This is a genomic window from Undibacterium sp. RTI2.2, from assembly GCF_035018705.1.
Taxonomy (GTDB): domain Bacteria; phylum Pseudomonadota; class Gammaproteobacteria; order Burkholderiales; family Burkholderiaceae_D; genus Undibacterium.
Map to the genome: position 1 here is coordinate 1 of NZ_JASJXN010000030.1, position 21621 is coordinate 21621.

21 protein-coding genes are annotated in these 21621 nt (G+C 45.3%); 20 read left to right on the top strand and 1 reads right to left on the bottom strand.

The genetic code is table 11. The features are described 5' to 3' along the window. Positions 1–295 precede the first annotated feature (295 nt). The 14 genes from gspG to QN395_RS15335 all read left to right on the top strand — a co-directional run bounded on the left by gspG (position 296) and on the right by QN395_RS15335 (position 13990). On the top strand, positions 296–775 hold the full coding sequence (gene gspG, locus QN395_RS15270; RefSeq protein ID WP_322119108.1) for a type II secretion system major pseudopilin GspG: 480 nt from the start codon (positions 296–298) through the stop codon (positions 773–775). 8 nt (positions 776–783) lie between these two features. Further along, on the top strand, positions 784–1257 hold the full coding sequence (locus QN395_RS15275) for a GspH/FimT family pseudopilin (RefSeq protein WP_322119107.1): 474 nt from the start codon (positions 784–786) through the stop codon (positions 1255–1257). A 2-nt stretch (positions 1258–1259) separates the two neighbouring features. Next, positions 1260–1664 (top strand): type II secretion system minor pseudopilin GspI, encoded by a 405-nt coding sequence (gspI, locus tag QN395_RS15280; RefSeq protein WP_322119106.1) that lies wholly within the window; start codon positions 1260–1262, stop codon positions 1662–1664. Beyond that, entirely contained in the window at positions 1654–2358 is a 705-nt protein-coding gene (locus QN395_RS15285; RefSeq protein WP_322119105.1) for a PulJ/GspJ family protein, read from the top strand. Before gspI ends, QN395_RS15285 begins: the two co-directional genes overlap by 11 nt. Continuing rightward, positions 2355–3416 carry a type II secretion system minor pseudopilin GspK gene (gene gspK, locus QN395_RS15290; RefSeq protein ID WP_322119104.1) on the top strand — a complete coding sequence of 354 codons (1062 nt, stop codon included), beginning with the start codon at positions 2355–2357 and terminating at the stop codon, positions 3414–3416. The genes QN395_RS15285 and gspK overlap by 4 nt, the downstream gene beginning before the upstream one ends. A 50-nt stretch (positions 3417–3466) precedes the next feature. Next, the gene (gene gspL / locus QN395_RS15295) at positions 3467–4798 is read left to right on the top strand and encodes a type II secretion system protein GspL (RefSeq protein ID WP_322119103.1); all 1332 of its coding nucleotides are present in this window, start codon (positions 3467–3469) and stop codon (positions 4796–4798) included. After that, on the top strand, positions 4795–5298 hold the full coding sequence (gene gspM, locus QN395_RS15300) for a type II secretion system protein GspM (protein WP_323492674.1): 504 nt from the start codon (positions 4795–4797) through the stop codon (positions 5296–5298). The genes gspL and gspM overlap by 4 nt, the downstream gene beginning before the upstream one ends. Position 5299: 1 nt before the next feature. Continuing rightward, entirely contained in the window at positions 5300–6079 is a 780-nt protein-coding gene (locus QN395_RS15305; protein WP_322119101.1) for a type II secretion system protein N, read from the top strand. A gap of 29 nt (positions 6080–6108) precedes the next feature. Further along, on the top strand, positions 6109–8262 hold the full coding sequence (gene gspD, locus QN395_RS15310; RefSeq protein WP_323492675.1) for a type II secretion system secretin GspD: 2154 nt from the start codon (positions 6109–6111) through the stop codon (positions 8260–8262). 4 nt (positions 8263–8266) lie between these two features. Continuing rightward, entirely contained in the window at positions 8267–9697 is a 1431-nt protein-coding gene (gene gspE / locus QN395_RS15315; protein ID WP_322119099.1) for a type II secretion system ATPase GspE, read from the top strand. Between the two features lie 6 nt (positions 9698–9703). Continuing rightward, positions 9704–10924: a type II secretion system inner membrane protein GspF gene (gene gspF / locus QN395_RS15320; protein ID WP_322119098.1), complete on the top strand. Its 1221-nt coding sequence runs from the start codon at positions 9704–9706 to the stop codon at positions 10922–10924. A 138-nt stretch (positions 10925–11062) separates the two neighbouring features. Continuing rightward, positions 11063–11647 carry a type II secretion system protein N gene (locus QN395_RS15325; RefSeq protein WP_322119097.1) on the top strand — a complete coding sequence of 195 codons (585 nt, stop codon included), beginning with the start codon at positions 11063–11065 and terminating at the stop codon, positions 11645–11647. A gap of 65 nt (positions 11648–11712) precedes the next feature. Beyond that, positions 11713–12510: a uracil-DNA glycosylase gene (locus QN395_RS15330; protein ID WP_322119096.1), complete on the top strand. Its 798-nt coding sequence runs from the start codon at positions 11713–11715 to the stop codon at positions 12508–12510. Between the two features lie 211 nt (positions 12511–12721). Further along, positions 12722–13990 (top strand): HD-GYP domain-containing protein, encoded by a 1269-nt coding sequence (locus QN395_RS15335; RefSeq protein ID WP_322119095.1) that lies wholly within the window; start codon positions 12722–12724, stop codon positions 13988–13990. 394 nt (positions 13991–14384) lie between these two features. Here QN395_RS15335 and QN395_RS15340 read toward each other — a convergent pair whose 3' ends face one another. Continuing rightward, positions 14385–15365: an NADPH:quinone oxidoreductase family protein gene (locus QN395_RS15340; RefSeq protein ID WP_322119094.1), complete on the bottom strand. Its 981-nt coding sequence runs from the start codon at positions 15363–15365 to the stop codon at positions 14385–14387. A gap of 108 nt (positions 15366–15473) precedes the next feature. Here QN395_RS15340 and surE point away from each other — a divergent pair, with 108 nt between their 5' ends. From surE to ndk, 6 genes are all read left to right on the top strand, one after another. Continuing rightward, a complete protein-coding gene (gene surE / locus QN395_RS15345; protein ID WP_323492676.1) occupies positions 15474–16223 on the top strand; it encodes a 5'/3'-nucleotidase SurE in 750 nt (249 codons plus the stop codon). After that, on the top strand, positions 16220–17107 hold the full coding sequence (locus QN395_RS15350; RefSeq protein WP_322119092.1) for a protein-L-isoaspartate(D-aspartate) O-methyltransferase: 888 nt from the start codon (positions 16220–16222) through the stop codon (positions 17105–17107). Before surE ends, QN395_RS15350 begins: the two co-directional genes overlap by 4 nt. Before the next feature lie 43 nt (positions 17108–17150). Continuing rightward, positions 17151–18128, top strand: a complete 978-nt coding sequence (locus tag QN395_RS15355) for a peptidoglycan DD-metalloendopeptidase family protein (RefSeq protein WP_323492677.1) — start codon at positions 17151–17153, stop codon at positions 18126–18128. Between the two features lie 126 nt (positions 18129–18254). Next, complete coding sequence (gene rpoS, locus QN395_RS15360; protein ID WP_322119091.1) at positions 18255–19304, top strand: RNA polymerase sigma factor RpoS; 1050 nt, start codon at positions 18255–18257, stop codon at positions 19302–19304. A gap of 165 nt (positions 19305–19469) precedes the next feature. Beyond that, entirely contained in the window at positions 19470–20804 is a 1335-nt protein-coding gene (gene rlmD / locus QN395_RS15365; RefSeq protein ID WP_322119090.1) for a 23S rRNA (uracil(1939)-C(5))-methyltransferase RlmD, read from the top strand. A gap of 349 nt (positions 20805–21153) precedes the next feature. Continuing rightward, the gene (gene ndk / locus QN395_RS15370) at positions 21154–21579 is read left to right on the top strand and encodes a nucleoside-diphosphate kinase (protein ID WP_322119089.1); all 426 of its coding nucleotides are present in this window, start codon (positions 21154–21156) and stop codon (positions 21577–21579) included. The last annotated feature ends 42 nt before the right edge of the window (positions 21580–21621 follow it).

Sequence of the window (21621 nt, forward strand, 5' to 3'; positions counted from 1 at the left end):
GGCCGCTCCTTTCTCATCTATTTTGCGCTTCTCGCAATAAAATTACTCTCCGGTGTTTCGTTTTGCAAGAACCTCATATATTTGACGTAATATGCAATACTTTTGAGGTACAGTAAATTCGCGTAAATAAATGTGACAAATCTAGGTGCATTGATTTTCGTGACGCATAATGTATTTTTGAAATTAGTCTTGGCAGTAATCAGCAGTATTGATTGCTCTCAAAATTTTGATCGATTTAATTTATTGCCAATGCGCTAAAGCATTAGCAAGTAGAAATGAGTTATCTTTATATAACATGAGCTATTCATCTTCGTCCCAACAAGTTCAAATTCGCCAAACTAGTCAAGTTCGTAAAGTCATTGTGCGAGGCTTTACGCTGATTGAAATCATGGTTGTTGTTGTCATCATGGGGATCTTGGCAGCTTTAGTAGTACCTAAATTAATGGGACGTACAGATGACGCTCGCATTGCAGCTGCCAAGCAAGATATTTCGACCTTAATGCAAGCCCTCAAACTATATCGCCTTGATAACCAACGTTACCCAACCACTGAGCAGGGCTTGCAGGCTTTAATCGTAAAACCAACTTCCGGCCCCGCTGCCAACGGCTGGAAAACCGGTGGTTACATCGATAAACTCCCGAAAGATCCTTGGGGTAATCCTTACCAATATCTATCGCCCGGCATTAGAGGGGAAGTCGATATCTTTTCCTTAGGTGCAGATGGTCAGCCTAACGGTACAGGTAACGATGCAGATATCGGTTCGTGGGATCTGTAAGTTTTTCTGTGTCGCGCTCTTCTCGCTACAACTCTGGTTTTAGTCTACTAGAGTTGCTGGTGGTGCTAGTGATCGCTGGCATTATGTTAGGTGCCGTGTCATTTAATGCGATGCAAAGTAGCCGTCAGCGGTTGCAAACAGACGCACAACGTATTGCTTTGCTATTGCAATTAGCCCGGGAAGAAGCAATTGTCCGAAACCGTCCTATTGCATTCGAGGCAGATCAAAATCGGTACCATTTTTTAGTGCGCAACGATCTGACATGGGAACCAATCCTTGATGTTGATATGTTGCGCGAACGCGAGTTCGCCATGAGTCCAGTCCAGCTAGCTATCGATCCAGTATCACTCGCCAGCACGACCGACCTGCGCATTGTATTTGGTCGCGAACCAGTCGATAAGCCATTTGTCCTGAGCATGATTGTCGGGGAAGACAAGATAGTTATACGTGCAGATGGCATTGGCCATTTTGTGGTGGAGTAGGTATGAAGTTGAGTACGTATTGCGCGACGCCATATCAATTGAAAAAAACTTCAGGCTTTACTTTGCTTGAGGTTCTGGTTGCGCTAGTGATTGTCGGGACTGCATTGGGCGCAAGTTTGCGTGCGATAGGAAGCCTGACTCAAAATAGCAATGATTTACGGGCTGCAATGATGGCTAGCTGGTCAGCAGAAAACCGATTGGCGCAAATCCGGCTTGGTTCTGAATGGCCTGCAGTTGGTGAACGTTCTTTCCCTTGCCCTCAGGGTGAATTGAATCTGGTTTGCGAAGAGCACGTATTGGCAACGCCAAATCCTTTGTTTAGACGAGTGGAAGTGTATGTATTTGATGCCAATCATCCAGAACGAAGGATTGTTAAATTAACGCAGGTGGTGCCCAATGCCATCTAATAAAAATCGCTTCAAAATTTCGACCAACATTGCTACTAATGGCAGACCAAAACAAGTAAAGACAATAGTTGGTTTTACTTTGGTTGAACTACTCGTTGCAATTACTATTTTGGCGATTGTCGCTGTTCTGGGCTGGCGTGGTCTAGACAGTATCGTCAGGGCGCGTATTACTTTGACCAACGAGCTAGAGCAATCTCGCGGTACGCAGATTAGTTTTGCTCAGCTAGAAAACGACAGTGCTCATCTTGCAGGGACGGATTTGCTTGCTACCCATGAGAGTCTGCGAGCATCACCTCAAGGCCTGTACATGATACGTACAGTGTTTGATGATAACCAACCTTTGCGCTTGCAAATCGTCGCCTATCGCCTGAAAGAAGGCATTTTGAGTCGCCGGGAATCTATCGCTACTCGAGACCTAAAAACGATTGACGCTGATTGGCAAAATGCTCTTAACGAGACCGACAGTATGCCCATCGTTGTACTCCAAACGGAGGTCGCATCCATTTCTATGCGTACCTGGACTAAGGACGAGAATACTTGGCGGGTGGCAGGCACTGATATTGATACATCACAAAATGCCAAAACGGGTTCTGCAAGTAAGCCTATTCCTCTAAAAAGTGGGCTTGAGGTGTCACTCCAGCTATTGGGGCGCGAGAATGTCATCTTAAAAGTATTCTTGCTGGGGGCGGCGTGAAAAAACTGCCACAGCATCAATCTGGCGTCGCCGTTGTGACCGCGCTATTGCTAACGACGCTTGCTATTACGATTGTTGCTAGTTTATTTTGGCAACAGCAAGTTCAGGTTCGCTCAATTGAAAATCAACGACTTCAACTGCAAAAAAAATGGGTGCTTCGTGGCGCATTGGATTGGGCTCGTCTGATTTTGCGCGAGGACGGTCGTGGACGTAAAGTTGATCATCTTAAAGAGGCTTGGGCGACGCCTTTGGCAGAAACTAGACTTGACGAATATGTAGAGAACGGTCGTGCGGATACAGAGGCTTCTGACGCGACTTTATCCGGCCAAATTACGGATGCCCAGTCGCGTTTCAATATAAATAATTTGGCTACGAACGGTATCGTCAACCCGAAAGAGGTACTCGCGTTTGAGCGCTTGCTGACCAATGTAAAGTTAGATCCCTCTCTCGCTGCTGCGACAGCCACAGCCGTTGCTAATTCTCAAACAAAAAAAGTCTCTGCTAATGCAAGCGGGCCTGCCACTGTGATCGGTGCGGTAAGCGGTTCTAATGCTACGGATGCGTCTATTCCGACTGTACCCAATACAACAGATGCTTCAAAAAGTACGAGCAATGCGAATCAGGCGTCAACTGACACAATTCCTGAAGTACAATTCCTGCGCTTTACTCAGATCGACGATGTGTTGTCGGTGCCAGGATTTACTTCAGATATGTTGTTAAAGCTGAGGGACTTTGTGACGGTGCTTCCGCATGCCACGCCCATCAACGTGAATACTGCATCGGCAGAAGTACTATCGGCAAGAATTACTGCGCTCTCTTTGTCAGATGCAGCCGCAATTATTGCCAGTCGTGACCGGGCAGAGTTTTTGGATATAGCTGATTTTAAGCAGCGCTTCCCTGATAAATTAACGGATATCTCTGCTAACGACGTATCGGTTGCAACTGACTACTTTATTGCGGCAGGTAAAATAAAATTAGGAAGATCAACACTGAATTTTAGTGCTTTGATCGAGCGAATCGATATAGTGACAAAAATTATCTGGATAAGAGAGCTTTGATAGTCGTCATACAGGTAAATTTTGTATCGCACTAAAATAGAAAATTGAATATGGCAAGTACACTATATATACTATCACCGTCAAAAATCACTGTCCAAAATGGTAACGATTGGACGACTCAAGCTCGTCCATTTGCATTGGTTTCTAATAATGGCACAATAGAGCAACAAGGCCATCAAACGCTAGTTCAATTAAAAACTATGATTAGCATGGCGCGCCAAGTCATATTGTTGTTGGCCGCTAGCGACGTAAGTGTGTTGCAAGCTAAAGTGCCACCAATGTCAGCCGCAAAACTGCGCCAGTCTTTACCAAATTTATTAGAAGATCAGTTGGCAACCGATGCTTCAGATGTAATTCTGCAATCGACTATGGTCATTAATGGCATGTGCTCAGTTGCTGTGGTTGACAAAAGTTGGATGGAGTCACTTGCCAAAAGTATGCTGCAACTTGGTGCAAAAAAAATCTCTGCATACCCCGTGCAAATGGCGATGGAGCACAACAACGATAGTGCCACCGTCATGTACGAACAAGATGGCAATATGCTGGAGTTTGCAGCCTGCTGCCTTGACGGTAATTTTTTAGGTTTAGGTTTGAGTGTTGACGAGATAGCTCAGCGCTCTGATGTGAATGAGAAATTGGACGTTGAGCTAAACACGGTTTTACAGACTTTGAAGTTATTTCTGTCAGAAGATAGTGTTGTTGTTTATCTTGAGCCTAAAAAAATAGAGGCTTATCAACAAGCCATACAAAAAGATATAGAGCTTGCCCAGAGAATTACCTTGCAGCCAATTCAATGGAAAAACCGGATTGCTGGTCTGACTCCGGCCAGCCCAGATCTGATGGCCGGCGTAGCTTTGGCAAATCCGTCGGCGATTGATTTGTTTGCATGGCGTTGGCCAATAGGTTTAGCTGCTGCGGTTCTAATCATCAATTTGATTGGCATAAATTTTGAGTGGTTTTCGCTCAAGCGCGAGGCTCAGCAACTGAGTTCGTCACTAGTGCAATCTTATCGTGCCGCTTATCCTAAAGAAACCGTCATCATTGATCCGCTAGCGCAAATGCAGCAAAAAATCAGTTTATCTAAAAAACTAGCTGGACAATCGGTGCCAGACGATTTTGTTGTTCTCGCTGCCCAGTTCTCTCAAATATGGGACAGAATCAGTGGTGCTTCCCCAGGAGCTAGCGTGCTCAGTATGGAATACCGCGAACATAGTTTGTTTATAAAAACACGCTCGTTTAATCAGCAGGATCAGCTTAAAGCTGCGTTACAAGAGCAATCTTTGACTTTAGTATCCTCTAAAGATGGTTTGTTACAGGTCAAGACTGGTCTTAGTCTTGATGCTAAAAACAATACTGCCGCAAACTCAGGGGGCTTGAAATGAAAAACTCGATTCTGGTAGAAAGCTTATCTTTGTTTTGGCAGCAGCGTGTGCCGCGGGAGCGCTGGATGTTGTCGTTAGCCTTGCTTGCGATAGTTTGTGCTTTAATTTATGTGATTGGCATTAATCCCGCTTTATCAGGTAAGCAGAGTTTACAAAAAGCCATACCGCAATTAAGACAGCAAGTTGCAGAAATGGATTTAATGAGTAAGCAAAGCGCGCAACTCGGCAACGCTATGTCTGAAAATATAGATACTGTGTCGCGTGAATCGATTGAGACATCTTTGGCTCGCCGTAGCATTAAAGCGCAAAATTTATCTGTGAATGACGATGTTGTCAGATTTCAGATTGCTACCGTTGCCTATGCCAATTTGATGGAATGGTTACTCGAAGCGCAAAAATCAACGAGATTAACGGTCGAAGAAGCGAAGTTAGCAGCGTTGCCAGAGAGTGGTCAGGTCAGTGTAACGATCACCTTAAAGCAGCAAAAGAATAATCTCTGATATGTTTAAGATTAGTCGATTGCTTTGGGTTTTTGCAGCTATTCTCAGCATGGTATTTACAGTGTTAATTTTTTTGCCGGCAAGTTGGTTAGCTCTGTTGGTTGAGAAGCAAACGATGGGACGTATTAGTTTAGGGGATGCCCAAGGTAGTTTTTGGCGCGGCTCTGCATTTATTGGAGGGGCTCCGAATGGAAATGCTCCGCTAACTCCCTTGCTTCCAGGACGTTTTACCTGGCGTATTTCACCCTCAATAATATTGGGGCAGCTTGATATAAATTTGGATAATCCGACATCTTTATCTCAAGCTATAAAATTAGAAGGTAATCTGGGTCAATGGAGCGTTAGTGGTTCAAGTTTGATTGTGCCGCCGGAGCGGTTGGAGGGGCTGGGAGCTCCGTTAAATACGATAGGTCCGTCCGGTCAATTGCGTTTGTCTTGGAATAGTTTGCAGTTCATAAGACAGGGCGTGAAATTGGATATTATTGGCACCATGCGTTTAGAAATGAATGAAATGGCGTCGCGTTTATCACCCATAAAACCATTAGGTAGTTATTTGCTGACGATGGATTGGAAAGGCTCTACAGCGAACATTACATTGACCAGTATCAAGGGACCAATGTTGCTAAGTGGAGCGGGGAATTTGCATGATGGACATATGCAATTTTCTGGGCGGGCAATGGCAGAGGCAGGGCAAGAAGACAGGTTGGCAAATTTATTGAATTTGCTTGGACAGCGCCGTAGGGACGGCAATAAAGATGTGATAGCGTTAGAGTTCAAATGAGAAAAAATCTATTGAAAGTAAGATCTGCCATGAGCGTATCAGTACAGAATGTGTTGCATCCCCAACAGAGTCGGCAAACTAATTTGAAGCGATTGCCGATAGCCGCATTCATAACGGCCGCCTGTTTTACGCTAAGTTTGTGTCCCGCGTATGCGCAAGATCCATCGCAAAATACTGCTGCGCTTAATTTTGTCGGCGCAGATATTGAGTCTGTGATCAAGGCAATTGGTCACTATACTGGTGTGACATTTATTATCGATCCACGAGTAAAGGGACAAATTAACTTAGTCTCCGAAAAGCCTTTAAGTAAGGATCAGGCGTTCAAACTACTGACTTCTAGTTTGCGCTTGCAGGGATATTCGGTAGTCACCGGGGACGGTTATACAAAAGTGGTTCCTGAGTCAGATGCCAAGTTGCAAGCGGGACCAACACAAGCTGAATCGCTAAAAGGTGATCAGATTGCTACTCAGATTTACCGCTTAAATTATGAGTCGGCAAATAATATCGTTACTGTTCTGCGTCCATTGATTTCACCCAATAACACGATCAATGCCAACCCTGGGAACAATTCCGTAGTTATTACAGATTACGCTGATAATTTAAAGCGTCTTACAAAAATAATTGGCGCATTAGATGTGCCCGCATCAAATGATGTCGACGTCATTCCAGTTAAAAATGCAATTGCTAGTGATATCGCAACGATGGTCACTCGTTTAACTGAAAGTGGTGGCGCATCTGCTGAAGGTGGAAAAGCTGTTCTGTTGGCAGATTCGCGTACTAACTCCATTATGATTAAAGCGCCTTCAGCAGCGCGAGCCAATTTAATCAAATCCTTAATCGCTAAATTGGATCAGCCGACTACTTTGCCAGGTAACGTGCATGTGGTTTATCTGAAGAACGCAGAGGCAGTGAAGTTAGCTCAAACCTTGCGTTCGATTATTACTCAAGACAGCTCATTGCCGTCCAGCGGAAATTCTTCTCTATCTTCAAGTAGTAACGGCGCGAGTTCTTTGGGTAGCAGCACTAACTCTAATGCTAGCCTTGGCGGGTCATCGACGAGTGGCTTATCCTCTGGATCGTCCACTGCTAGCTCTTCTCAAAGTAGCTTGTCGAGTGGTGGTGCAGGTGGTTTTATTCAGGCAGATGCAGCAACTAATACTTTGATTATTACTGCAAGTGAGACCGTTTATCGAAATTTGAGAACGATTATTGACCAGTTAGATGCACGCCGTGCCCAAGTATATGTTGAGGCTTTAATCGTTGAAATTAAAGCGAGTAAAGAGAACGATTTTGGTATTCAATGGTTGGGATTATCTGGTAATAGCAATAGCGATTATCGCGTTGGCGGCGGTACGTCATTTCAAACTACCACGAGCAATAACATTGGTGCGCTAATCGCAGGCAATGGATCGGCACTGCCTGGCGCTGGTTTGACCTTGGGATTGTTTAAACAGGTAAATGGCCAGCTTGGCTTAGGTGCGCTGGCGCATGCTCTTGAATCCAATGGCAATGGGAATGTTCTCTCAATTCCAACTTTGATTACTCTTGATAATGAAGAAGCGAAAATTATCGTTGGTCAAAACGTTCCCTTCATTACTGGTCAATATGCGACATCTGCTTCTGCTGGCGGTAGTGCTGGCGTAAATCCATTCACTACGGTGGAGCGTAAAGATGTGGGTTTGTCTTTAAAAGTCAAACCACAAATATCTGATGGTGGCTCAATCAGAATGTCGATTTATCAGGAAGTATCAAGCGTAGACAACACGACGACGAATAGTGCAGGTCTAATCACAAACAAGAGCGTGATCGAATCTAATGTGTTGGTCGATGATGGACAAATTATCGCACTTGGTGGTTTGATGAAAGACTCGATCGAAGATTCTAGCGAGGGCGTACCTCTGCTAAGTAATATTCCTGTACTAGGTAATTTATTCAAATATCAAACTAAGACCCGCGGTAAAACAAGTCTGATGATTTTTATACGGCCAGTCGTGATTCGTAATGCAGAACAAAGCGGCAATGTATCCTTGGATCGCTACGACTATATGCGTACGCAGATTGCCCCGGTAAAAGGAACTGATATGAATAGTCTGTTGCCGGAAATTGAAAAAGGTAAGTTATTTAAAACGCCTGTTGTAAATCCGGGTGATAAATCTGCGACGGAAAGCAAAGAGAGTAAATAACAGCATGCTAGAGAACCGATTATTGTCGTATGCGTATGCCCGTGACTTTTCAGTACTTGCTTGTCGTGATTTGAACGATTCAGCGGCATGTGTAGAACTAGCTGTATCCACCGAAACTAAACCTGCCGCTATTGCTGAAGTAGGGCGCCGTTTTGGCCGCGTTAAATTAAACGTGATGCCGCATGCAGACTTGCTGGAAATGATCGCCAGAACCTATGCAGGATCTGGTGGTGATGCTGCTGACGTAGTTGGTGAAGTAGAGTCTGATCTAGATTTGGCGAAGCTGATGCTGGATATGCCAGCGATTGAGGATTTGCTGGAGTCTGCCGATGATGCACCAGTCATTCGAATGATTAACGCTCTGCTGACGCAAGCATTGCGGGACGGTGCATCAGATATTCATATTGAGCCGTTTGAGCAAATTTCGATAGTGCGTTTTCGTATTGATGGTTCATTGCGTGATGTAGTGCGTCCGAAAAAAGCGATTCATGCCTCATTAGTATCGCGAATTAAAATCATGGCGCAGCTAGATATTGCCGAAAAGCGATTACCACAAGATGGACGTATTACTTTGCGTATTGGTGGTAAACCGGTTGATGTCCGCGTCTCCACCTTACCAACAGGGCATGGCGAACGCGCAGTATTACGTCTGCTTGATAAAGAGGCAGGTCGGTTAGATCTGAGTACCTTAGGGATGAGCCCCGATGTGCTGCCACAGTTTGATAAATTGATCGCGCAGCCACACGGTATCGTGCTGGTCACCGGGCCTACTGGCTCAGGTAAAACGACTACGCTGTATGCGGCATTGTCACGTTTAAATGCGGGTAAGACCAATATCCTGACAGTAGAAGATCCGATTGAATACGAACTTGCTGGCGTGGGACAAACTCAGGTTAATGCGCGTATTGATATGACGTTTGCCAAGGCACTTCGCGCTATCTTGCGACAAGATCCCGACGTCATCATGATCGGCGAGATTCGCGATTTAGAGACAGCGCAAATCGCGGTGCAAGCGTCGTTGACTGGGCATTTGGTGTTAGCGACTTTGCATACGAATGACTCTGCGGCAGCAGTCACTCGCTTGCTTGATATGGGCATAGAACCGTTCTTGCTGTCATCGTCTTTACTCGGTGTTATCGCACAACGATTAGTGCGTAAGCTCTGCACCCGTTGCAAACGTTTTGATGGTCAGGACTGGCATTCAGTCGGCTGTGAGCATTGTGGTCATACCGGGTATCAAGGACGAGTAGGGGTTTATGAATTGTTGCTGACGACAGAAGAAATTCGCTCGCAAATTCATCATCAGGCTTCCGAGGCAGAAGTCCGCACGGTAGCGCAGCGTGATGGCATGAAAACGATGCGTGAAGATGGCGATCGTTGGTTGACGGCAGGCGTTACCACCCGGGAAGAATTATTGCGAGTAACGAAAGAGTAAACCATCGTGCCAGCATTCAGATATGAAGCCATTGATCCAGATGGACTAAGCAAAAAAGGTGTGGTCAACGCAGATAGTGCGCGCGCAGCGCGTGCCGATTTGCGTAGCCAGAATTTTTTACCCATCACTGTTGAACTGATTGCCAATCAACTCGATGCGGAAGGTAAGAAGCGACGCAGTATTTTTGGCGAGCATTTATCTACAGTAGAACTTGCGCTATTTACCAGACAGTTAGCGAGCTTGTTAGAAGCAGGCTTACCCTTAGAGCAATCGTTGTCAGCCTTGTTAGAGCAATCAGAACGCAGTTATATCCGTGATTTGATTGCATCTATTCGCTCAGAAGTGATGGCCGGCGCGTCTCTGTCTGATGGTCTGAAACAGCATCCAAATGACTTTGCCGATATCTATTGCGCACTGGTTGCTTCCGGCGAGCAAATCGGTCATTTGTCGCGTGTATTATCGCGCTTGGCAGATTATATTGAGCGCCGCAATGCCTTGGTGCAAAAAGTCAAATTAGCCTTTACTTACCCGGCCATTGTCACGGTCGTTGCGTTTGCGATTGTGATATTTTTGTTGACCTATGTGGTGCCGCAGATCGTCTCTGTTTTTGCCAATACAAAACAAAAATTACCTTTCTTAACCGTGATGATGTTGGCGATATCTGATTTTGTGCGTAGCTATGGATTGTTCGTCGGAATCGTGATTGCAGTTGCGTTCTGGAGCTGGCGCATGGCGCTTAAGAATCCAGATGTCAAAATGCGCTGGCATACCTGGTTGTTAACGGCACCCTTATATGGCAAGTTTGAACGTAGTTTGAATACCTCACGCTTTGCCAGCACTCTGGCGATTACTACTGGCTCTGGCGTACCTATTTTGCGTGCTTTGCAAACCAGTCGGGAGACCTTGTCTAATGTCGCAATGCGCCAGCAAGTGGAAGATGCGACCGCCAGCGTACGTGAAGGTGTGGGCTTAGCGCGCGCGTTGTCAGCACATAAGCACTTTCCTCCTATGTTAATTCATATGATACGTGCAGGCGAAGTCACCGGTGAGCTGCCAGCGATGCTGGAGCGTGCATCTAATGCACAAGAACAGGATTTAGAGCGCCGTGCATTGACGATGGCAGGTCTGCTGGAACCCGCATTAATTCTGGCAATGGGTGTAGTTGTGCTACTGATTGTACTTGCCGTGTTGATGCCAATTATTGAAATTAATCAACTGGTTCGCTGACAACTTAATCACCAATATTGCAAACACTACCAAGCTATTGATCCTGACTAATCAGGCCAATTTATTGGGTAGATTAATCAAGGCGATTAACTTAGATGATTAACTAAGTTGAGTTATCTGCCATAAGCAAGGAATGAAATGAAGCGTGCCCCATTAATAGTCAGTTTTTTGATGTTTATTGCCTTATGTATGTCCCTTAGTTTTTGGGGTATCCATCTATTTAAACCGCAAGCACGTGCTGTAGCCGTACCGATGCAGTCTGCTGCATTTGAGCCAGGTGCTGGCCAGTGGGGTAGTGTATTTGGTCAAAGTCAAGTAGCACAAGCGGCTAGTAATTATCAATTAAAAGGCGTGATACTCGCTGTTCGACAAATAGAAAGTGTCGCCATCATCAGCGCCAATGGCAGGCCAGCTCAAGCTGTTGGGATTGATCAAGAGTTATCTCCAGGGGTCACGCTGAAGGCCGTTTATGATCAATATATTTTGATTTCTGAAAACGGTATTTCCAAGCGAGTTGAGCTGCCACCATCAGCAACTATTACCAGCGCACCGATCAGTCCAAATGGTGCTGCTACCATGGCTCCGCCAAATCCAATTGCGTTCCCATCAAACAGTCGTCAGGTTTTTAGTGGAAATAATCCTGGTATTTCTATTAGTGGTGGCGTACCTGTTTTAACGCCGCAACCAGCCTCTACACCAACGCCTCCAGATAATCAGCAATAACTGAAGATTAGTCTCAATACGGCTCAATCAGGCCGGTAAGTCTTCTAAGTCTATTAAGCCTATTAGTGAATACACTTCCTCAATTTTTACAAGATGCCTTGGCTCAGGCTCATCCATCCTGGCATCCAGCTTTGCACCAAGGTTTGGCCGCAGTAAAAGCGGCAGATCCAGAGTATTTGAGTAATCTGTCAGGCTCCCATTTTTTACCTACCGCGGGACGTTTATTTGCTGCATTTGCCATACCTATTGATGCGGTACGTTATGTGCTGGTAGGTGAGGGTCCTTATCCTCGGGAAGACAGTGCTACCGGATTTTGTTTTATGGATGGTGCCGTCACAGATTTATGGTCGCAAGAGACTGGCGGCGGCTTATCCAAAAAAGTGAATCGTGCAACATCGCTACGTAATTTCATCAAAATGTTATTGGTTACGGGCGGCTATTTGACGCTAGAAAACACTTCTATTTCTGCGGTTGCTGAGGTCGCAAGCAAAGCGAGAGCGACTGATTCTGTCTTCATTCAATCTCTGCCAGAGTTGCAAGATAATTTGCTCGCACAAGGATTTTTGTTATTGAATGCGTCATTGGTGTTTCGATCCGATGTTGCACCTGCCAAAGATGCAAAAGCCTGGCTGCCATTTCTTCAATCCATTTTTTTGGCATTGAACGATCAACAGCAAACGACAGTAAAGCCCACCATTCTGGTCTTATGGGGCAAAATTGCTGAACAGTTACAGCAGATGTCAGTGGTATCTTTATTTCAACAACAGATTGCTGAGCATCCGTACAACTTGTCATTTATTGGGAATAAAAATATGCAAGATTTTTTTGCCCCGATGAACTTGTTGCATAAACGTCTTGCATAAATACCTCTACTCATTCTGATCGTTAGCTAGATTTACCATTACGATAAATAACCGTAATAAAAATACTTAGGATACTGATTCAAATCTTCAATTGTGGAATAAACTAAGAACTGAAAATTTGTTGCTTTGTATCGCATAAAATTGCTTCAGTCTAAGCTACCGAAGATAAGGTCATCGCCAGTCGAGATAATCAGTGTAACTAAGATCAAACATGCTGAAAAAAATAGAAACTAATCAACTGCGAGTCGGAATGTACGTGCAGGAGTTATGCAGTTCCTGGATGGACACTCCATTTTGGCAAAAATCTTTTTTGCTAGAAGATCAAAATGTATTAAATAAGGTACTCAGCACAAAGATCAAAGAAGCTTGGATTGATACGATAAAAGGACTTGATGTTTTTCATCCCGCGGAAGATAGCGATGAAGAGCCTGAAGAAATTGTTGCAGAACCAACAGTTGCTAAACCAGTTGAGCCGGCTGAAGCCGTCCAGATGCAGTCGTTTAAAGAGATACGAAGTGTCTCAATGGATGAAGAGCTAGGACGTGCAGCAAAAATTGTTAGCAAATCGAAGCAAGCTGTTTTTTCGATGTTCCACGAGGCACGCATGGGCAATGCTGTTGATGTCGAGAATGCCTTGCCATTAGTTGAGGAAATTGCCTCTTCAGTCATGCGTAATTCTGGTGCTTTAATCGGCTTGGTTCGCCTCAAAACAAAAGACGATTACACCTACATGCATTCCATCGCGGTGTGTGCATTGATGATCGCGTTATCTAAGCAACTCGGGTTGAGTGATGCCGAAATACGCGATGCTGGTCTGGCCGGTTTATTACACGATATCGGCAAGATGATGGTTTCGTCTGATATTTTAAACAAGCCAGGCAAATTGACAGACGATGAATTTATATCGGTGAAGGAACATCCGGCAGCTGGTTATAAAATGTTGTTAGAGGTAAAGGGAATTAGCGACGTTGCTTTGGATGTTTGTCTGCATCATCACGAAAAAATGGACGGCAGTGGTTATCCCGATCGTTTATCGGGTGAGCAGATTAGCTTGTTTGCGCGTATGGGCGCTGTGTGCGATGTCTATGATGCCATCACATCTAATCGCCCCTATAAACAGGGCTGGTGCCCGGCGGAATCGTTGCGGAAAATGGCGGAGTGGAGCAAAGGTCATTTTGACGAAAAAATATTCCAGGCTTTCGTAAAAAGTATTGGCATCTTCCCAGTCGGAACATTAATCCGGCTGGAGTCTGGACGGCTTGGCGTGGTGGTCGAGCAGCAAGTCGGTAAGTCTTTGTTGTTACCTAAAGTGCGCGTTTTTTTCTCCATCAAATCTCTAGGTTATATTGTGCCGGAATTGATTGATTTAGCCCGGGCTGGTTCACAAGATAAAATTGTAGGCCGTGAGGATGCTAGTAAGTGGGGTTTAAAAGACATAAGTCGTTATTGGCTTGGTGATGCGACTTCCCCCACTGCTTGATTGGCATTTGAAAAGACGATTCTTAATGGTTGTTGCGACATGAATAAGCACTCATTTTGATTGCTTTTTTATTTGGATTGCTATTCAAGGTAAATATAATACTCATGATGAGTATATTTTAGTCGTCCAGAGATTAACTGGGCAATAAGGCATATTTTTTAAAAATATTGGGGAGTATATTGATTTTCGGCGTATTGAACTTGCGCTAGATTAAGCGGGGAATCTTATCCGTCTCTTTTATGATGGATGAGTTTTGCACAAGTTCTGCGTCGATATCTTTAATTAAGACTTACACAAAATTGTCCCAGTAAAGCGCAGCAACGAAGAAATTACTTTAGTGCTGCAAGAAGCTGGGCGGCTTTGCGTAAGTCTTATGCATGCAAAAAACTGAAAATTACTTCTCTGGCTGTATAACAACTTTGCCGGTAACTTTGCGAGCGGCTATATCGTTCAACGCAATCGCCGTATCTTTTAATGCATAGCGCCCAGAAATTCGTGGTTTGATTTTGCCTTCAGCTAACCAGCCAATTAATTCGCGCATTGCTGCCAGATTTGCTTTAGGTTCGCGTTTGGCAAATTCTCCCCAAAACACACCGACTAAAGAAGCACCTTTGAGCAGCGTTAAGTTTAATGGCAATTTCGGGATTTCACCATTTGCAAATCCCACGACCAGATAACGTCCGCGCCAAGCAATGGAGCGGAATGCAGGTTCTGCATAGATGCCACCAACCGGATCGTAAATAACATCTGGCCCTTTACCATCTGTTGCCGCTTTGATTGCCTCACGCAGGTCTTGTGTACTGTAGTTGATCGTCAGATCGGCGCCATGTTCTTTGCAAATAGCGAGCTTCTCATCGGACGAGGCCGCGGCGATTACGCGTGCCCCTAATGCTTTGCCGATTTCAATCGCTGCCAGGCCAACGCCACCGGCAGCGCCTAGCACCAACATCGTTTCTCCGGCTTTTAACTGAGCACGATCGACTACCGCGTGATGCGATGTGCCATAGGTGAGAGTAATCGCTGCTGCAGTATCGAAATCCATTCCAAGTGGCATAGGCATCACCGCTTGCGCAGGTGCTACGACCTGCTGTGCGAATGCGCTGTGACCGATGAAGGCAATTACTTTATCGCCGACCTTGATATTGCTGACTCCATCACCGACGGCCCTCACCACTCCAGACAATTCGCTGCCCGGGGTGAAAGGCAATTCTGGTTTAAATTGATATTTGTTTTGGATGATCAGAACATCTGGGAAGTTAACCCCGGCGGCTTTTACATCAATCACCACTTGTCCAGCGCTTGCAACAAGATCTGGCAACTCTTCTACGACCAAGGTATCTGGTAAACCCCATGCTTTGCAAAGTACGGCTTTCATGTATTTGTCTCCTCTTTAAAATAGTACGACCGTTTGATTTTGTGATTATGCCGCAAAAATCCGACGCTTGTCTCAAATTACAATGTTGCATCGGTTAAAATGTTTCTTATGAAAATCCTGATCAGTAATGACGATGGTTACCTCGCTCCTGGCATTGTCGCTTTGGCCGATGCTTTAGCATCTATTGCCGACATTGTCGTGGTCGCGCCTGACAGCAATCGCTCCGGTAGTTCTAACGCCTTGACATTGGATCGACCCTTGTCAGCTCAGCGCGCGTCGAACGGTTTTTATTTTGTGAATGGCACTCCCTCTGATTGCGTGCACATTGCGCTGACATCAATCATGCAGGAGAAGCCTGATTTGATCGTTTCTGGTATTAATCAGGGACAGAATATGGGGGACGATACTTTGTATTCCGGTACGGTAGCCGCCGCGACTGAGGGATATTTATTTGGCATACCCGCCATCGCTTTTTCGCAAGTCGATAAAGGATGGTCACATCTTGAGGATGCGGCAAAAATAGCACTGAACATGGTCAAGCAAGGTTTTACCGCGCTGCCCATACCCTATTTGTTGAATGTGAATATCCCTAATTTGCCTATGCCGGATATTAAAGGGATCCGTGCTGCGCGCCTGGGCAAGCGCCATATGTCCGAGCCTGTGATTAAAGCGCAAGATCCACATGGTCGTGATATTTATTGGATAGGCCCACCAGGTAAAGCAAAAGAGGCAGGCGAAGGCACAGATTTTTTTGTGACAGCGCAAGGCTATGTATCGGTCACGCCTTTGCAAATTGATCTGACCAATACAAAACAACTATCGCAATTGCAAGACGATTTTGGTGTGGGTGAAGCATGACCAAAAATGAAAAACGTTTTCCCTTGCAATTGTCTTCCGTGATGGATAGCGCTAAGCAGCAAACGCATCGTCAATCTACTTCAGCGCATTTGGTAAAAACGGCGACACCCCAGACCGCGACGCAAAATGCCGCCAAACATGGAGCCACTAAACAAAATGCCGCAAAAAATTCGCTCCGGTCATCGTCGCTTAATCCTAATCCAACGACAAAATCTGATCAGACATCGTCCAGCGTAGTGAGCTCTCGTCCTTTAGTCTCGGACGGTGTGCGGCGTGCAATGGTGGCACGTGTTGCTCAGCAAGGTGTTAAAGATCGCTTAGTATTAGCTGCGCTGGAGGCAATTCCACGCCATCTTTTTATTGAGCCTGGTATGTCAAGTCAGGCCTATGTTGATGCTTCGCTTCCTATTGGGCATCACCAAACGATTTCACAGCCTTATATCGTGGCGCGCATGATAGAAATTATGCGTAATGATGGCAAACTCAATCGTGTTTTAGAAATCGGAACTGGCTGCGGCTATCAGGCTTCCGTATTGTCCTTGGTGGCAAAAGAGGTGTATTCGATTGAACGGATTAAAGCGCTGCACGAACTCGCTAAAAACAACCTGCGCCCCATGCGAATTGCGAATATTCGATTGCATTATGGCGATGGTATGTTGGGCTTGCCTCAAGTTGCGCCATTTGACGGTATCATCTTGGCTGCCGCAGGTATGGAAGTGCCAAAGGCATTATTGGAGCAGCTAGCAATTGGTGGCCGCCTGATCGCACCAGTGGGTGGCGCTAAACAAGTTTTACAATTAATTCAGCGTACCGCAAAACATGAGTGGCAAAGTTCGATACTTGAGCAATGTCATTTCGTCCCTTTACATCAAGGCGTCATCTAAATTTGATGAATCCATTATTTAATTAATTGAATCTGCAATGAGTATGAAGAAATTAAAGTTATTAATCACATTAGTCCCCGCAGTTGCTCTATCAGGTTTTATCACTGCGTGTAGTACCACGCCCAATAATGCCCCGGTGATTGATCGCGGAAGTGACAGCATAAAAGCAGACTCCAAAGGTGTTACGGACGTATCAAAAGTCGCGCCAAAACCAGCCGATACTCGCGGGACTTATGTTGTTAAGCGTGGTGATACTTTATTCAGAATTGCGTTAGACAATGGGCAAAGTTATAGCGATCTGGTCGCATGGAATAACTTAAAAAATCCTAATGACATTAAAGTAGATCAAGTTTTGCGCGTAGCGCCGCCAGATGGAACCGCCTCTGTGCAAACAGGCAGTGTCAACACCAGTGGCGTAGAAGTGAGATCGCTTACGGCGGCACCAATAAATCCATCAACCAATAAGACCAGTCCACGCGGTGATAAGCGTCCATATTCAGACGCCAATTTAGCTGAGCTACAAAAGCTTGATTCGACTGGTGCAGTGAGTCCTGCCACTCCGGTTGTTGCTAAATCAGATGTCGTGCCTCAGGCTGCGGTAGTTGCTGTTCCTAAGCGAGATAAACCAATTGACGCTGCAACTCCAGACAGCGATGTGGTGGATTGGATCTGGCCAGCAGAGGGGAAAGTAATCGCCGGATTTGATGATGCAAAAAATAAGGGCCTCGATATTTCAGGCAAACTGGGACAGAGTGTCATGGCTGCTGGCGCTGGCAAAGTAATGTATGCCGGTAACGGTATTCGTGGATATGGTAATCTTGTGATCATCAAGCATACAAGCACCTTGCTCTCTGCATATGCTCACAACAAAACCATTTTGGTCACTGAAGGACAGACTATTGCAAAAGGGCAGAGAATTGCCGAGATGGGTGATTCTGATAGTGATACTGTGAAGTTGCATTTTGAAATCAGGCAGCAAGGCAAGCCAGTTGATCCGTCTAAATTTTTGCCGCATCAGTAATTAGTAATCGGTTACTAGAAACAATGCTAGAGCCAACGCTAGAATCAAGAGCAATCATTATTTAATTTTGGTTAGAAAATAATTAGTCAGTAAGTTCAAAATAGGATAAGTCGTTTAACTCACACTATGCCCAATACTTCAACTAAACATCAACTGCAATCGCCTGAAACGGACGACGATCAAGATCAAGATGGTCTGGTTGATGCCAACGCTGAACGATCCAACTCATCAGATTTTTCTGAAGATGAGGTTGAAGAGGCTGAGGATGGGCAAAACGATAATCCGATTTCTTTAATCGTTGCTCCGATTGATGAGCTGAAAACAGTATTAGCCGCTGAGTTGTCGACCGATACGACGCAGCATTATCTGAATCAAATCGGCACTCGCCCATTGTTCTCTGTCGCAGAAGAATTGCACTATGCAACTTTGGCCAAGCAAGGTAATTTTGAAGCACGCCAAAAAATGATCGAGCACAATTTGCGGCTCGTCGTTTCCATCGCTAAGCATTACATCAATCGCGGCGTCGCCTTGCTCGATATGATAGAGGAGGGTAATCTGGGGTTGATGCATGCGATTGATAAGTTCGAGCCTGAGCGCGGCTTCCGTTTTTCGACTTACGCCACATGGTGGATACGCCAGAGTATTGAGCGCGCCATCATGAACCAAGCGCGCACTATCCGTTTGCCTGTGCACATGGTGCGTGAACTGAACCAGATTTTACGTGCCAAATATCATCTGGAATCACAGCAGCATGATGGTCGTGATGCTGCGCTAGAAGATATCGCCCATTTGGTCGACAGACCGCTGGATGAGGTGCAAGATATTCTTGCTTTGTCTGAGCATGCAACATCGCTCGATACGCCTCTGGATAATGATCCGCAATCTAGTTTGATGGACATGCTGCCAGGTGATAGCGATGACACACCGGATATTCGTGCAGAGCAGCATGAGATGACTATTTTGGTCAGAGATTGGTTGTCTAAGCTGCCGGACAAGCAACGTATCGTCATCGTGCGTAGGTTTGGCCTTGATAATGATGATCCCGCAACGCTAGAGACCTTGGCGGATGAAATGGGTATCACGCGTGAACGTGTGCGACAAATCCAGCAAGAGGCGCTGATTAAGCTCAAGCGATCCTTCTCGTCGCGCGGCGTAGAACGTGATGCACTACTGTGATTTACCTGACTGATGTGCTTTGGGCTGCACTGTAAGTAAGGTAATTTCTAGCTGGTTGTGAGCCTGCTCCCAAGTTTCTACGCGCTTTCTCCGTAGTTTCTCCTATAATCCCGTTTTCTGAATTAAACCTGATCGGCGTGATCTGTGCATCACGCCGCAATTATTATGAATACTATTAATATCCGTTCTTTCGACATGGACGCACGTGGCGTTGGTCATCTGGAAAATGAAGATGGCACTCCAGGAAAAGTTGTTTTTGTTGAAGGAGCTTTGCCAGGTGAGGTAGTTGGCTTCAGTACATTCAAAAAGAAGGCGACCTGGGAAGCTGCCAATATGACGCACTTGGTGCGCGAGTCGTCACAACGGGTTAAGCCTAAATGTGAATTTTTTGGCGTATGCGGCGGTTGCTCTATGCAGCACCTGGAGTCAAATGCACAAGTGGCGATGAAGCAGCGCGTGCTGGAAGATAATCTCTGGCATATTAGCAAGGTGAAAGCAGAGACGATGTTGCGACCGATTTATGGTCCGACTTGGGGCTACCGTTATCGCGCCCGGCTTTCTGTGCGTAATGTACATAAAAAAGGCATAGTCTTAGTCGGTTTTCATGAGAAAAAATCTCGCTATGTCGCCAATATGGAAACCTGCGAGATTTTACCGCCGCATGTGTCTGCAATGCTCATGCCATTGCGTGATCTGATTTCGTCTTTATCGATTATTGAGGCGTTACCACAAATCGAGCTAGCGATAGGCGAGGACGTAACCGCAATGGTATTACGCATCATGGAGGCACTGACTGCCGAGGATGAAGTAAAGCTGAAGGCTTTTGCAGATCAATATCAAGTCCAATGGTGGTTGCAAACCAAAGGGCCAGAAACAGCCACCCCGTTTTATCCAGAGCAAAGTGAATTGCATTATTTATTGCCCGAGTTTGGTATAAAAATGCCATTTAAGCCGACTGATTTTACTCAGGTTAATCATCATATCAATCGAGTTCTGGTCGAGCGTGCTCTGCGTTTGCTGGATGTGCAAAAAGACGAACGCATTGCCGACTTGTTCTGCGGTTTAGGCAATTTCACGCTGCCGATTGCAACTTTAGCAAAAGAAGTTGTGGGGATCGAGGGTAGCTCCACGTTGACAGAGCGGGCAATGGAGAATGCTCGTGCCAACGGATTAGAGGCGACGACTTCATTTGGTACGCGTAATTTGTTTGAAGTTACTGCGCAAGATTTCGTTGCCTTGGGTAAGTTTGATCGTTTTTTGGTCGATCCCCCACGCGATGGTGCGATGGCAGTTTGCCAAGCCCTGATCGATTTGGGCAGCTTAGCGCCAGAGTTGAAGCCTAAGCGTATTGTGTATGTGTCATGTAGTCCATCCACGCTAGCACGTGATGCTGGCATGTTGGTCAATCAGGCCGGCTATCGCTTGAGTTTTGCTGGCGTCGTCAATATGTTCCCACATACTTCTCACGTAGAATCGATGGCAGTTTTTGATTTGGATTAGTTTAATACTGGGCGGGTGTATTTAAAATTATCCATAGAAATGCTGGATAATACGGCTAATTATGCATATACTCCCCGTAATTCAGAAAAATTTCTAGATTAAATGTTGATTTAGTTAACCGGGCTGATCGTCGCATATACCATTTTGCAGTTTTTACACTCGCGTTTGGAGATAAACAACTGATCTGATTGGTGCTTTCGGCGACCAAGTACTTATTTAAAAATAATTCTTGCAAGTAATTGTCTTTATTGGCAACTTACCTCAGATTGGTCGCTTTTATGATAAAATAGAGGGTTAGACGAATTATTGAAATTTTGTCTTAACCCTTTCATTTTATTGGAGTTTTTAGATGGCTATCGAACGTACATTGTCTATTATTAAGCCTGACGCAGTTGCAAAAAACGTTATCGGTCAAATTGTTAGCCGCTTTGAAGCTGCTGGCTTGAAAGTAGTCGCTGCCCGCTTGACACAATTGTCCCGCGCTGAAGCAGAAGGTTTTTATGCAGTTCACGCTGCACGCCCATTCTTCAAAGATCTGGTTGATTTCATGATTTCTGGCCCAGTTTTTGTTCAAGCATTAGAAGGCGAAGGCGCGATTTTGAAAAATCGTGATCTGATGGGTGCAACAGATCCAAAGAAAGCAGAAAAAGGCACAATTCGTGCAGATTTCGCAGAATCAATCGACGCAAATGCAGTACACGGTTCCGATGCAGCTGAAACAGCCGCCATCGAAATCGCTTACTTCTTCCCAGCGTTGAACGTGTACTCACGTTAATCACAGTTTGTAATATCGTCTTGTTTTGATAGTGATACTTAA